10 protein-coding genes and 2 pseudogenes are annotated in these 11,970 nt (G+C 69.8%); 5 read left to right on the top strand and 7 right to left on the bottom strand.

Annotated features, from left to right (window positions below; translation table 11 throughout):
• The first annotated feature begins 3 nt into the window (after positions 1-3).
• Entirely contained in the window at positions 4-675 is a 672-nt protein-coding gene (locus MODMU_RS28135) for a response regulator (RefSeq protein WP_197537347.1), read from the top strand.
• A 645-nt stretch (positions 676-1,320) separates the two neighbouring features.
• On the opposite strand, the gene MODMU_RS17840 is transcribed toward MODMU_RS28135, so the two are convergent.
• The 3 genes and pseudogenes from MODMU_RS17840 to MODMU_RS17825 form a co-directional block, all read right to left on the bottom strand.
• The gene (locus MODMU_RS17840; protein WP_014741740.1) at positions 1,321-2,124 is read right to left on the bottom strand and encodes a YsnF/AvaK domain-containing protein; all 804 of its coding nucleotides are present in this window, start codon (positions 2,122-2,124) and stop codon (positions 1,321-1,323) included.
• Between the two features lie 1,028 nt (positions 2,125-3,152).
• A pseudogene (locus tag MODMU_RS17835) lies at positions 3,153-4,325 on the bottom strand (IS3 family transposase).
• Between the two features lie 117 nt (positions 4,326-4,442).
• A complete protein-coding gene (locus MODMU_RS17825; protein ID WP_014741734.1) occupies positions 4,443-4,787 on the bottom strand; it encodes a hypothetical protein in 345 nt (114 codons plus the stop codon).
• A 533-nt stretch (positions 4,788-5,320) separates the two neighbouring features.
• On the opposite strand from MODMU_RS17825, the gene MODMU_RS17820 reads away from it, so the two are divergent.
• Positions 5,321-6,151, top strand: coding sequence for a DUF2382 domain-containing protein (locus MODMU_RS17820; RefSeq protein ID WP_014741731.1), 831 nt, complete (start codon positions 5,321-5,323; stop codon positions 6,149-6,151).
• Positions 6,152-6,369: 218 nt separating this feature from the next.
• On the top strand, positions 6,370-6,957 hold the full coding sequence (locus MODMU_RS17815; RefSeq protein WP_231851668.1) for a hypothetical protein: 588 nt from the start codon (positions 6,370-6,372) through the stop codon (positions 6,955-6,957).
• A 234-nt stretch (positions 6,958-7,191) separates the two neighbouring features.
• On the opposite strand, the gene MODMU_RS17810 is transcribed toward MODMU_RS17815, so the two are convergent.
• The gene (locus MODMU_RS17810; RefSeq protein WP_014741728.1) at positions 7,192-7,761 is read right to left on the bottom strand and encodes a TetR/AcrR family transcriptional regulator; all 570 of its coding nucleotides are present in this window, start codon (positions 7,759-7,761) and stop codon (positions 7,192-7,194) included.
• Between the two features lie 96 nt (positions 7,762-7,857).
• Between MODMU_RS17810 and MODMU_RS17805 the strand changes: the two genes are divergently transcribed.
• Positions 7,858-8,907: a saccharopine dehydrogenase family protein gene (locus MODMU_RS17805; RefSeq protein ID WP_014741727.1), complete on the top strand. Its 1,050-nt coding sequence runs from the start codon at positions 7,858-7,860 to the stop codon at positions 8,905-8,907.
• A gap of 370 nt (positions 8,908-9,277) precedes the next feature.
• Here the strand turns inward: MODMU_RS17805 and MODMU_RS17800 are convergent, their stop codons facing one another.
• From MODMU_RS17800 to MODMU_RS30360, 3 genes and pseudogenes are all read right to left on the bottom strand, one after another.
• A complete protein-coding gene (locus tag MODMU_RS17800) occupies positions 9,278-9,919 on the bottom strand; it encodes a CU044_5270 family protein (RefSeq protein ID WP_269454034.1) in 642 nt (213 codons plus the stop codon).
• Between the two features lie 57 nt (positions 9,920-9,976).
• A complete protein-coding gene (locus tag MODMU_RS29660) occupies positions 9,977-10,219 on the bottom strand; it encodes a sigma-70 family RNA polymerase sigma factor (RefSeq protein ID WP_014741725.1) in 243 nt (80 codons plus the stop codon).
• 83 nt (positions 10,220-10,302) lie between these two features.
• Positions 10,303-10,650 (bottom strand): annotated as a pseudogene (locus MODMU_RS30360) (sigma factor); the annotation flags it as partial.
• Positions 10,651-10,979: 329 nt separating this feature from the next.
• Here MODMU_RS30360 and MODMU_RS17790 point away from each other — a divergent pair.
• A complete protein-coding gene (locus tag MODMU_RS17790; protein WP_014741722.1) occupies positions 10,980-11,735 on the top strand; it encodes a hypothetical protein in 756 nt (251 codons plus the stop codon).
• Positions 11,736-11,970 lie beyond the last annotated feature (235 nt).

Below are 11,970 nucleotides of genomic sequence, written 5' to 3'. Positions count from 1 at the left end.
CCGGTGCGGGTGCTGGTCTGCGATGACCAGGCCCTGGTGCGCGGTGGCTACGTCACCATCCTGGGCGCCGACCCCTGCCTCGAGGTGGTCGGCGAGGCCGCCGACGGCGGCGCGGCGGTCACTCTGGCCCAGGAGCTGCGCCCCGACGTCGTGGTGATGGACATCCGCATGCCGGTCCTCGACGGCATCGAGGCGACCCGCCGGCTCGCCGGGCCCGGCGTCGCCGAGCCGGTGAAGGTCCTGGTGGTGACCACATTCCACCTCGACGAATACGTCTACGAGGCGCTTCGGGCCGGCGCCAGCGGTTTCCTGCTCAAAGACGCCCGCCCGGCCGAACTGGTCGCGGCCGTGCGCACGGTCGCGGCCGGGGAAGCGCTGCTGGCCCCGGCGGTCACCCGCGGCCTGGTCGGCCACTTTGGCGACCGGGTGCGTGCTCCAGCGCCGGCGGAGGAAGTCCTGCCGGCAGCTATCGCCGCGCTGACCCCGCGAGAGGTGGAGGTGCTGCGGCTGGTGGCCGCCGGGCTGTCCAACGCGGAGATCGCCACCGAACTGGTGCTGAGCCCGGAGACGGTCAAGACCTTCGTGTCGCGCATCCTGACCAAGCTGTCCCTGCGGGACCGCGTGCAGGCCGTCGTCCTTGCGCACCGGATTGGCCTGGTCCCCGTCGAAGGCTGACACCCGTACCGCAGTCCACGCTGGTTCAATCGCGGCGGCGGACAGGTGAGACGTCCCACTTGATGTCGCGTTGCGGCTTGTTCTCGGATGTGACTTGAGCCGGATGGCGCCAGTGGGTGACTCCGCGCAGGAACCAGCTACTGATGGACCGCCGTGCGGCCGATGACGTTGTCATGGTGCCTGACGTCTGGCCGGCAGCCCCCTGCGGTTGCGCCGAATACTACCGGAATCGCTTCCCGGATCTCGCAGAAGCTGAGGCCACGACTTCACACCGTGTCGACTGCCCGCTTCAGCCGGCCGGCCCGCGTCCTTCAGTGCGAGGTCGTCTGCCGGGGACCAGCCCGTTCCTGTCGCTCAACGAGCCTCTACCGCAATACTGCGCGAGCCAATCCGGCGAACCCGGAAGTGTTGCTCTGTTGCTGACCACCGAGCCAGCGCGACATGCACCTGCGTAACGGCGGGCTCGCTCTGTCCCCTTGTGGCCGAGGCGGCGGGGAGGTGACCGAGGACAAGATCCCGGTCGCGGTGCGCTGACCGGTCACGGTTGAGGGCGGAAACGCGGGGTCCCGGGTCGCCGCGTTGGCCGATGCGCTCAGCCAAGAAACCTTGGTCGATCATCTGCGCAGGCGCGGGACGATCTTGAGGTCAGTGGAGACCGACGTTGAGGTCCGGGCCGGGGGGCAGGTCGGTATCGACCGTGATCTGCTCCTTGCGCAGCGAATCGCTGACCGTCTGTGCTTCGGTGACCGTCACGGTGTTCAGCCGCACGCGCTCCACCGGAACGATCTCGGTCGTCACCACGGGTCGCTGGGCGTACAAGACGAACTCGCGCTGCTCGCTGTGCGGGGCGGACGGACCTGATGTCTCCATAGGAGATTCCCCGGTGACCGGTTCGCGTTCGACGCGGATCTCCTCATGCGAGACCGGCACGGTCACGGTCACGTCTTCGGTGACGATCACCTTCCGCACGCGAACGCGCTCGGTCTGAACCCACTGAGTGCTGACCTGCAGTTGTTCCTCTGACCGGGTCATCGTCGCGTGACCAGCGGGGTGGCCGGTGCCGTCCGGACCGATGGAATCGGCCGTGGTGCTGGGACCGGTCCCGGTCCCACGGCTGCTCTCAGCGGCCAGTCCGTCACGGATCCCGTAGTAGGCGTGCAAGCCGGTTTCGTCCTCGGGCGTCAGTTGGCCGTGGTCCATGTCGACTCGCGGAGCGTCATCGATGGTGGCCTTGTCGTAGGGGACGCGGAGGCTGCTGCCCATCAACTCGGCTTGAGTCAGCGGAACGATGGCGGCCTGAGTACCGAACGGTCCGGCGAGGACCGCCGCCCACTCGGGACGGCCAGTCCGGTCGTCGAGGTACACCTGCGCCACCTGCCCCAGACGCCGGCCGTCAGGATCAACAGCGTCGATGCCGAGAATTCGGCCAGCGGCAGCAGGATCGATCATGTCGGGTTCCTCCAGGGGTGCCTCAGGGCTCTTCGACCGTCGAGTGGAACAGTCGACGCGACGATGGACAGTCCGGAAGATGCCCTGGTGTTTACGGCGTAAACGACGGCGGGTGGCGAGACGGCGTGACGCTACTGGACGGCAGATCGACCCTGACGCGGCCAACAGTTCGCGCCCCTCGCTGAGTTGCTCACCAGAAGGTCCTCACTCAATGGTGGGCGACCTTCTGTCAGACGTCGGCATGTGTCAAGGTTCCTGACGTGGAGCTGCAGCTGGAGGGTTGGCTGCTCCTGGCCGCGCTGGCCCGATCGCCAAGGCCGAGGAGCTCGCAAAGCCTCTTGGACGAGGTGTGTCCAAGGCCGAACGCCAAGCGGCCACACCGGCGATGGGTGATACGGCGTGTGCACCTGGCCGCAGAGTTCCGCAGCCTGCAGTCCCTGTTGCTCATTGAGTCGGCGGTGCGTGTGCGTCGAAGGCGCGGTGAGGTTTTCGAGGTCACCGACGCCGGCCGGCAGGTCCTGGCTGACGCCGCCGACATGCGTCCACGTCCCTGATGTCAGGGGGACGGTCGTATCAGCCTCGCCAGGCGTTGAGTCTCCTCACGGACAGGTCACGCCGTGACCGACGTCCACGGGCGACGGAGGCGGCTGTCGCACTCCGCATCGACGAGCCCTTGAGTCACCTGTTGGAGGCGCGACCGCCTTGCACCTCCGCGGGGTCGTTGACTGTGTTGCACCTGTTGCACTGCAGGAGCGGTGCCGGCGGTTCCATGGGGCACTGATCCCACACCAGAATCGAGGAGCATCGACCACAGATCAGGTGGTGACCGGGGTGCGCACCTCTCGGGAGGGCAGTGAGCAGCCGTCTATCTCCAAGGGGCACGCCACACTGCAGCACATGCTCGAAGGGCTGGCTGCCGAACGACGCCATACCTGAGGCTTTCCATAGCTGATGCGTTCCTGCCGATGTCAGGTCATCACCCACATGGGACTGCCCACACTTCAGTTGACTCTGATTGGTAGGGGCGATCAGGCCGCGTGAGCGGCTTGGGTCAGTGTCTCGAACTCGATGGGGGTCATGCGGCCGAGGGTGTCTTGGCGCCGGCGGCGGTGGTAGGTCTTCTCGATCCAGACGACGACGATCGCCAGGCGTAGCTCCTCGCGGGTGGCCCAGCGCTGGCGGTTCAGCACGTTCTTCTGCAGCAGGCTGAAGAACGACTCCATGGCGGCGTTGTCCGCGCAGGCACCGACCCGGCCCATCGAGCCGCGCAACTGGGCGTCGCGCAGGGCTCTGACGTAGGCGTGGGAGCGGAATTGGCTGCCGCGGTCGGAATGCACGATCGTGCCGACGCCACTGCGCAGCGCGTAGGGCGTTGGCCAGCGCGTTGACCGCCAGCTCGGATGTCATCCGGGCGTCGATGGAGTAGCCGACGATCCGCTTGGAGCAGGCGTCTTTGACCGCGCAGAGGTAGAGCTTGCCCTCGGCGGTGGGGTGCTCGGTGATGTCGGTGAGCCACAGCTCGTTGGGCGCTTCGGCGGTGAAGTCGCGCAGCACGAGATCGTCGTGCACCGGCGGTCCAGGCTTGCGATTGAGCCCGCGCTTGCGCGAGTGCACCGACCACAGCCGCTGCGACGAGCAGAGCCGGTTGACCCGGTTGCGCGAGGCCCGCAGACCCTGGCCGGCGAGCTCGTCGGCGATGAACCGGTAGCCGAACTCTGGGTCGTCGTGGTGGATGTCGATCGCGGCATTGATCAGGTGCGCGTCGTCCCAATCGCGCTGGCTCACCGGATTGGCCTGCCACTTGTAGAACGCCTGCTTGGAGAAGCCGAGCACCCGGCAGGTCACCGCGACAGGGATCTTCTCGGCGGCGAGGTCTTGGACCAGCGGGTACATCATTTTGGGAGCACGTCGCGGGCGAAGTACGCGGTCGCCCGGCGCAGGATCTCGTTCTCCTGCTCCAGCTGCTTGGCTCGCTTGCGCAGCTCGCGGTTCTCGGCCTCCAGGTCGAGGCCGGCGCTCGAGGTGGACATCGAGGACGTCCCGGTGGTGAGGCCGTCGTCGCGGTCGGCGATCTTCAGCCAGCGTTGCAGGCAGGACTCAGAGATCCCAAAGCTCTTGGCGACCTGCGCGATCGACTGGTCGCCCTGCCGGGCCACCGCGATCACGTCCCGCCGGAACTCCTTGGGGAACGGCTTGGGCACGATGCTGATCCTTCCAGCGAGACCCGAGGTCTCACAGGCAAGGAGTCAACCGAACCCTGGGCAGTCCCCATGGACCGCCAGGGACGCTCAGGCGAGACGGTGAGCAACGTGGACAGGCTAGGACGAACTGGTAGGTGAGGGCGTCGATGGCGGGGTCTTGAAGAGGACGTAGACGACGTAGCCGTCTTGCAGACCTACACGGTCCCTGCCGTAGGCCATCGATGGTGGGGCGGCGTAGAGCGCCACGGCCTTCGGCGCCAGCCAGATGGAGCGCAGCGGCCGGGCACGTACGGCCAGTATCGTCACGATGACGGTGCGCAGGACCCACCAGACGGTGCCGTAGACGGTCTTCCTTGGGTCCACTCTGTCGGCCGCGGAACCAGCGACCTGGTCGATCGTGACGCTCGCCACAGCCTCACCGCCGCGAGTGCGTTGCGACCGGTCGATGTAGCGGGTCGGCATGGCTGACGTTGACCGGAGAAGCGTCATGGGTCCTTGAGTCGGTGGGGCCGATGGCCAGGATGCCGGCGATGCCGTTGACGCCCGCCATGTCCTGCAGCACGAGGCTGCCGGGGCGTCGTTGAGGACGTCCACGAGGCTCGGTTTCGTTGGGACAGTGGGTGTTGACGAGTGGGTCGTCGGCGCGCGCGGGGGCTGGCGCTGACGGCGGGCTGCACTCGGGTAGCCCCGCCTGCTGCGAACCCAGCGGCTGCAGTGGCTGGACAAGTCGGCCGTGGACTTCGAAAACGCTCTGCAGACAGTGACTGGACCAGCTGGGCGGCTGTTGAGTCGCCGACCTCGGCCGGGGCTGTCGATGACCTCGCCCGAGGGACTATCGCCCGGTGGCGAAGCGGAATCGCACAGGCTGTCAGCTCTCGAACAACCTCCGTTTACGTCGTAAACAAGCGGGCACAAGCAATCCGGCGGTCAACGCGCAGCACGGCGAGACCTTCAGCCACCTAACGCAGATCATCAACACGCAGGAGGAGACGCCCATGATCACCCAGCAGGACATCAGCGCCATCATCGGCAGCAACGCCGTGGACAGCGACGGCGACAAGCTCGGCAAGGTCGGCCAGGTCTACCTGGACGACCAGACCGGCAGCCCCGAGTGGGCCACCGTCAGCACCGGCCTGTTCGGCAACAAGGAGACCTTCGTCCCGCTGGCCGACGCCACCGTCGCCGACGGCACGCTACGCGTCCCCTACGACAAGGCCAAGGTCAAGGACGCCCCCCGCATCGACGCCGACTCCGGCCACCTCTCCCCCGCCGAGGAGGAGGAGCTCTACCGCTACTACGGCGTGGGCACCGGCACCGCCGGCTACACCGACACCGACACCACGCGCACCGCCGGGTACACCGACACGGACACCACGCGGACCGACACCGACACCAACCGCCACGGCACCGTCGGCCACGACACCTCCGGCCCGACCACCGACAACGCGATGACCCGCTCCGAGGAGCAGCTCCGCGTCGGCACGCAGACCGTCGAGGCCGGCCGCGCCCGCCTGCGCAAGTACGTCGTCACCGAGAACGTGACGACCACGGTCCCGGTCTCCCACGAGGAGGTCCGGATCGAGCGCGAGCCGATCACCGACGCCAACGTCGGCAACGCCCTCGACGGCCCGGCCATCTCCGAGGAGGAGCACGAGGTGATCCTGCACGCCGAGCGCCCCGTGGTGGCCAAGGAGGCCGTCCCGGTCGAGCGCGTCCGGCTGGACGTCGACACCGTCACCGAGCAGGAGACGGTCACCGACACGGTCCGCAAGGAGCAGATCGAGGCCGACACGGACGGCGTCACGGACATCAACCGCAAGCGCTGAATCAGACGGAGGGGCCGGGCGACCGGCCCCTCCGTCCCGTCCATCCAGCTGATCGCGATCACCGGCGACCGGCTGGGCAAGCACGCCCCGCGATCGGCAGACCGTCCGGTTAGCTCGCCACCGGCGCTGCCCCAGTTCCCCTCTTTGGAGGCACCATGGCCACCAGGCCACCGGATTCTGCGAGTACGACCGGCGCTCAGAGGGCAACGTCGCACGCCATGACCGGCAAGGGTGCCCGCGCCAGCAAGGGCGCCGCCCGGGACGCCGTCGCCGCGCAGCACGAGCGCTTCGGTGGCATCAAGTGGGGCGCGGCCTTCTTCGGCTGGCTGTCGGCGAACGGCCTGGCCGTGCTGCTGATCGCGCTGGTCTCCGCCGCGGGCGTCGCCATCGGGCTGACCCAGGGTGTCCCCTCGGCCGATGAGGCCACCGCCAACGCCGGCGGCATCGGCCTGGGTGGCGGGATCGCCCTGCTGGTCGTGCTGTTCCTCGCCTACCTGGCCGGTGGCTACGTCGCCGGGCGGATGTCCCGCTTCGACGGTGCCCGGCAGGGTCTGGCCGTGTGGCTGATCGGCCTGCTGGTCGTCGTCGTCCTCGCGGTCGTCGGCGCCGTGGCCGGTTCGAAGTACAACGTGCTTTCCCAGCTGAACCTGCCGCGCATCCCGGTCGACGAGGGCACCGCCACGACCGCCGGGATCATCGCCCTGGCCGCGGTCCTGGTCGTCACCCTGATCGGCGCCGTCCTGGGCGGCAAGCTCGGCGAGCGCTTCCACCGCAAGGTCGACCGGGCCGGGTTCACTGCCGCCTGATCGACCGCAGGACCTGTACCGCCGTCGTCGGCCTGGGGGTAGGCAGTCGACGGCGGTGCAGCTGCGTCCGGACGCGGCGTATGCCCTGAGAGCAATCCGTCAACATGCTGGTGGCTGTGGGTCAGTGGTGCATCAAGCAGTGGACTCGTTGCTCCGGGCGCAGCTGCGTCGACTTGGGGACACCTTCAACAGGGCTACGACGGGCCACGTCAGTCAACGAGGCCTGGCCGAGTACTAGACGTCCGAGGCCAGCGTGCGCAGCGCGGTCAGGGTGTCGGTGACGATGTCGGCGAGGGCACGGTCGTCGTTCCGGGCGAGCCAGCGGGTCAGTGAGGTGTGCATGACGGTGACAGCGAGCTCGGCGGTGAGGGTCGAGGTCAGCGGGTCGACGCCGCGGGCCTGGAACGCGGCGCGGATCTGGTCGGACAGCGCCGCGCGCTTGTGCAGGTCGCGCTCGCGGAGGCCGTCGTCCTGCGCAACGACCCTGTGCCGGTTCTGCAACTGGTCACGCCGGCCGTCGAAGAGCCTCGTCGCCATCACCGGTAGGCCGCGGGCGATGAGCTGCATCGGTGTCTCGTCCGCGGGGGCCTGCGCCAGGTAGCCCGCGACCAGCTGCGGGACGTCGTCCTCGCCGGCGAAGAGGACCTCGCGCTTGTCGGCGAAGTGCCGGAAGAAGGTGCGGGTGGTGAGCCCGGCGCGCGCGGCGATCTGCGGGACCGTCGTGTCGGCGAACCCCTGCTCGCCGAACAGCTCCAGCGCCGCCTGCTCCAGCCGCTCCCGCGCGCCCGGTTCCCATCGCGCCATGCGGCTCAGCCTACGGCGATGACATGCCGTGTCATCATTCGCTAGGGTGATGACACGGCATGTCGTCACTGGGACGGCGGCCGGAGGGGAGCTGTCATGGTGAGCGACATCTGGGTCCTGGGCGCGACCGGCCGCACCGGCCGGGCGGTGGTCGCCCGCCTGGCGGCCGCCGGGGCGCCGGTGGTGCCGGTGGGCCGCGACCACACGCGACTGACCGCTCTCGGGCACGCCCGGGTGGTCGCCGGCTCGCTGGACGAGGTGCTGGCCCGGCTGGCTCAGGAGGCCCCGGCGGTGGTGGTCAACACGGTCGGCCCGTTCGACGAGACCGCGGTGCGGGTGGCCCGCGCCTGCCCACCGGGCACGCACTACGTCGACGTGGCCAACGAGCTGGCCGCGGTGCAGGCGGTGCTCGACCTGGACGCCGAGGCGGCGGCGACCGGCCGGGTGTTCGTCACGGCGGCCGGCTTCGGCGCGCTGGCCACCGAGAGCGCGCTGCTGCACGTCTGCGCCGGGCAGCCGGTGCCGGCGCTGGTGCGGGTCGACGCGGTGCCCTCGGTCGCGATGGAGGCGGGCACGGTGGGGACGGCGCTGGCCGGGAGCATCCTCGGCGGGTTGCCCGCCGGCGGGTTCCGGGTCGCGCGCGGGCGGCTGACGCGGGACCGGGTGGGGTCGGCGGCCGACCGGTTCAGCACGCCGGACGGCGACGAGGTGACCACCGGCAGCCTGCCCAGCGGCGAGTTGCTGACGGCGTGGCGGGGGAGCGGCGCGACGTCGGTGGTGGCGGCCTCGGCGATGGCGCCGACCGGCCCGGTCACCCGGCTGATCCCGGCGCTGGGGCTGGTGCTCCGGGTGCCCGGGCTGACCCGGCTGACGGTCCGCGGGCTCGCCCGTGTACCGGTCCGGGCGGCGGTCCGCCCGCGGGTGCACTCGTGGGCGCGAGCCCGGGTGTCGTGGCGGGACGGGGCGGAGCGGGTCGGCTGGCTGCGGGCGGAGGACGCGCTGGACTTCACCGCTGCAGCGACTGCCGAGGTGGCGCTGCGGCTGGCGCGCGGAGAGGGGCGCCCGGGGGCGCACTCGCCAGGCGAACTCTTCGGGCCAGACGTGGCGGTGGCGGCGGGCGGGGAGTTCGTCGCGCTGTCGGCATGACTGAGGTACAGGCGCCCGGACAGCCACCCACGTGTTGACCGGGTGGCAACCAGGCTCGTCTTCATCGTCGCGGTCCCAGCCATACCGGCGGCCCGTCAGCGTCGGCCGCACACGAGGTCGTCATCGCGAATCGCAGCTCCGCGACCCCGACATGGCAGCTGCGCGAGCCTGACATGGCGGCGAGGCGTACCAGTCAGGCCGATGGCAGCCCCTGACATCGCTGCGTACGTCTGGCGCCTGCGGTAGCGCTGATTGACATGGCGCGAGCGAGCGCCGTCGACGTCGGCAGCCATGGGCCGGCGCATCGACATCGCCTGCAAAGGTGGTGGCGAAGGGGCGCCGCCAGAGTTGGCCCTGGTTCCTCCAACGGTCATCGCAGCAGGTGATCCGCGTCCGGCACCTGGCGGACCGCGTCAGACGCTCCGCGCTCCAGCACCGCAGAAATACTGGTCAGCGTGCCCACGGGTCCCAGCGTGGTGTTCCTCGTCAGGTAACTGCGGGCCCCCAGGTAGCTGAAGGTCGTGTCATCGAAGATGTACTCGTACCGCCGGCCAATCGCCGTGTCCTCGTAGCCAACGGCGACGCCGTGCCGTCCAGCAGCGTCAACGGCGTCCGGCACGACGACGACCCCAGGGATGAGTGCCGCCGCCCGGTAGCGCGCGGCCACCACGGTCGGTGGGGCGATCGACTCGCCGACAAGATCACCGCCGATGCGTTGGAAGACCTCCCGATCGGATCCATCGCCCCCGTGTGCAACGACATCGGAGCGGACCTGCTCCAACAGCTCTGCGGGGTCGGTCGGCATGGCAGCGAGAGCGGCGTAGGTGTTGGGTGGCAGGCTCCCCGAATAGTCGATCGGCACGGCGTCGGGATCACCTTCGGCGCCGAGTTCATCGATCCAGCCGTCTACGCCGGTCCTCTGGGGCAACGACGGCTCCCATGAGCACTCGGCGCCCCGGACGCCGACGCAGTGACGTGGCTGACTCACAGGTCGCCCGCACGGGCGGCTCATCGGTCACGAGCTCGGCGCGAGCCGCCAGCGCGTCGGCCAGTCGTTCTTCGATGTGGTTCACCGGTCGTCCCTCCTCTGCTCCAGTGCCTTCTCCACCGCTCTCAGCGCTCGGCTGGTGGTGGACTTCACCGTGCCCCGCGAGATGCCGAGCACCTCGGCGGTCTCGGCTTCGCCGAGGTGCGACCAGTAGCGCAGGACGACCACCTCCCGTTGCCTGGGAGGCAGCGCCTGCCCGGCGGCCAGTACCTCCCGGCGTTGCTCTCCGAGCAGCGCCTCTTCCTCGGCCGAGGCCGTCGGCACGGCGTGTGGTGCGCGCCAAGACCTGGCGGTACGTCGTCGACGCAACGCCGAGCGACAGCCGTTGACCACGGCCGTCGGAGGTAGGCGCCCGCTCGCTCGGGCCCTGCGAGGCTGTCCCAGTGCCGGTACAGACCGGTGAAGGCGTCCTGAACGACGTCTTCCGCGGTGGCCCGGTCGTCCACGAGGAGCGCGGCGAGCGCAGCCTGCCGAGCCACTCTGCCGCGAACACACCGTCGATGGACGCTGGCCTCCCGGCGCCTGTGGGCACCGCTGTCCTCATACCGATCCCTCCGCCGACAACCAGCCCCACAGACGTGTCCGGGCTCATGAGGTTGCCCGCCTGCGGTCTCGATCTGTCGGACGGCGTGACGCTGGTCGCCTCGCTCCGTGGCCCCTGCACGATGCGGCGGCCAGACCTGCGGTGACTGCATGACGCGCAGACGTGTGCGGCACGCATTCCGTCTCCCGGGCGGGCAGTGCGACGTCAGATGGTTGCGCTCTTGGCTCACGACTGTTCGCACGAGCGCCGCCGGTCGACGTGGGGAGCCCTGCTGCGAACACGAGAGACAGGGCTGCCCCGATCGAGAGACAAATGCGCCTCGATCGACCAGCCGCACCATCCCCGGGGCTGACTGTCACCCCGACAGACCGGTGCCTTGGGTGACGCCCACCGGAACGTCTCTGGACTGAGGGAGTGACAACACCGTGAACGTCTCTCCGGAGTGTCGACGGCATCGCACTGACGCCGGAGGACCTGAAGATGTTCAACGACCCCACCATCGCCGGAAGCTGGCCGGCGCTCGTCGCACGCCTGGACGGCGACGTCCTGACCCGCTGGGCGGAGACCGAGCCATCCCTCGCAGGGGTGGCCACTGCGGACGACGTCCTGGTCGCTTGCTCCGAGCGGGCAGGGCACGAGCGCAGTGACGCAGTACTCGCTGCGCTCGTGCGGCTGGCCGCTGTCGACGGCGGCTACGACGACGACGCACTCGCGCTCCTGCTGCACCTGCTCAGCAGCCTGGTCTGGTCGATGGCCGGCCAGCTCCGTGACCTGAGCCCGGACATCGTCGCCGTCGTCGTCGGTGAGCTCGCCTGCCAGATCCGGCGCTACCCCTGGCGTCGTCGGACACGAGCAGTGGCCGCGAACCTGCGCGCCGAGACGCGACGCGCGGTGCTCGCTGAGCTGCGCCCGAGGAGCCGCTACCACCCGGAACGAGGCGAGTTCCTCACCGCCGACGGAGACGTCACCCGCCTCGCCGCGGCCAGCGCAGGCGAAGCAGCGGAGGACCTCGACCTCATCGACCTGCTGCAGTGGGCGGTGCGATCCGGGGTGAGCCCCGCTGACGTCGCACTGCTCGTGGAGACCGAGCACATGCGCGACGGCGGTCGGCGCGGCGGCGACTCGATCGTCGCCACCAAGCACGGCATCTCGACGCGCACGCTCTACCGCCGGCGCACCCGCACGCTGGCCGCCCTGCGCGGGATCGCCGCCGAGTACCTGGCAGCCGTGGCGTGAGCGCTCCGACGTCCGGGCAGACGGACGCACCAAAAGCCGACCTCAGGCACGCAGGTCCCGGGACCAGTCCCCGCCTGCTCTCTGTCGCCGAGGTGCAGCAGGCGCTCCGCGACCTCCGAGCGCAGCCACAACCGCCGACCCCACCGGAGCCGAACCCGCGGTCGACCTCGACCGTCCCGTCCACCACTCCACGGCATCGCGCCGCCCCGTCGCCGAAGCGGCGCCCGGAGAGAGC

Source organism: Modestobacter italicus (assembly GCF_000306785.1).
Taxonomy (GTDB): domain Bacteria; phylum Actinomycetota; class Actinomycetes; order Mycobacteriales; family Geodermatophilaceae; genus Modestobacter; species Modestobacter italicus.
Note: the sequence above shows the minus strand (reverse complement) of the source record. Positions and strands in the feature narration are given on the sequence as shown.

Excerpts from the sequence above, each read along its gene's own strand:
- MODMU_RS17840 (WP_014741740.1), bottom strand. The coding sequence starts at position 2,124 with ATGATCGATCCTGCTGCCGCTGGCCGAATTCTCGGCATCGACGCTGTT.
- MODMU_RS17825 (WP_014741734.1), bottom strand. The coding sequence starts at position 4,787 with ATGCCGACCCGCTACATCGACCGGTCGCAACGCACTCGCGGCGGTGAG.
- MODMU_RS17820 (WP_014741731.1), top strand. The coding sequence starts at position 5,321 with ATGATCACCCAGCAGGACATCAGCGCCATCATCGGCAGCAACGCCGTG.
- MODMU_RS17815 (WP_231851668.1), top strand. The coding sequence starts at position 6,370 with ATGACCGGCAAGGGTGCCCGCGCCAGCAAGGGCGCCGCCCGGGACGCC.
- MODMU_RS17810 (WP_014741728.1), bottom strand. The coding sequence starts at position 7,761 with ATGGCGCGATGGGAACCGGGCGCGCGGGAGCGGCTGGAGCAGGCGGCG.
- MODMU_RS17805 (WP_014741727.1), top strand. The coding sequence starts at position 7,858 with ATGGTGAGCGACATCTGGGTCCTGGGCGCGACCGGCCGCACCGGCCGG.
- MODMU_RS17800 (WP_269454034.1), bottom strand. The coding sequence starts at position 9,919 with ATGAGCCGCCCGTGCGGGCGACCTGTGAGTCAGCCACGTCACTGCGTC.
- MODMU_RS17790 (WP_014741722.1), top strand. The coding sequence starts at position 10,980 with ATGTTCAACGACCCCACCATCGCCGGAAGCTGGCCGGCGCTCGTCGCA.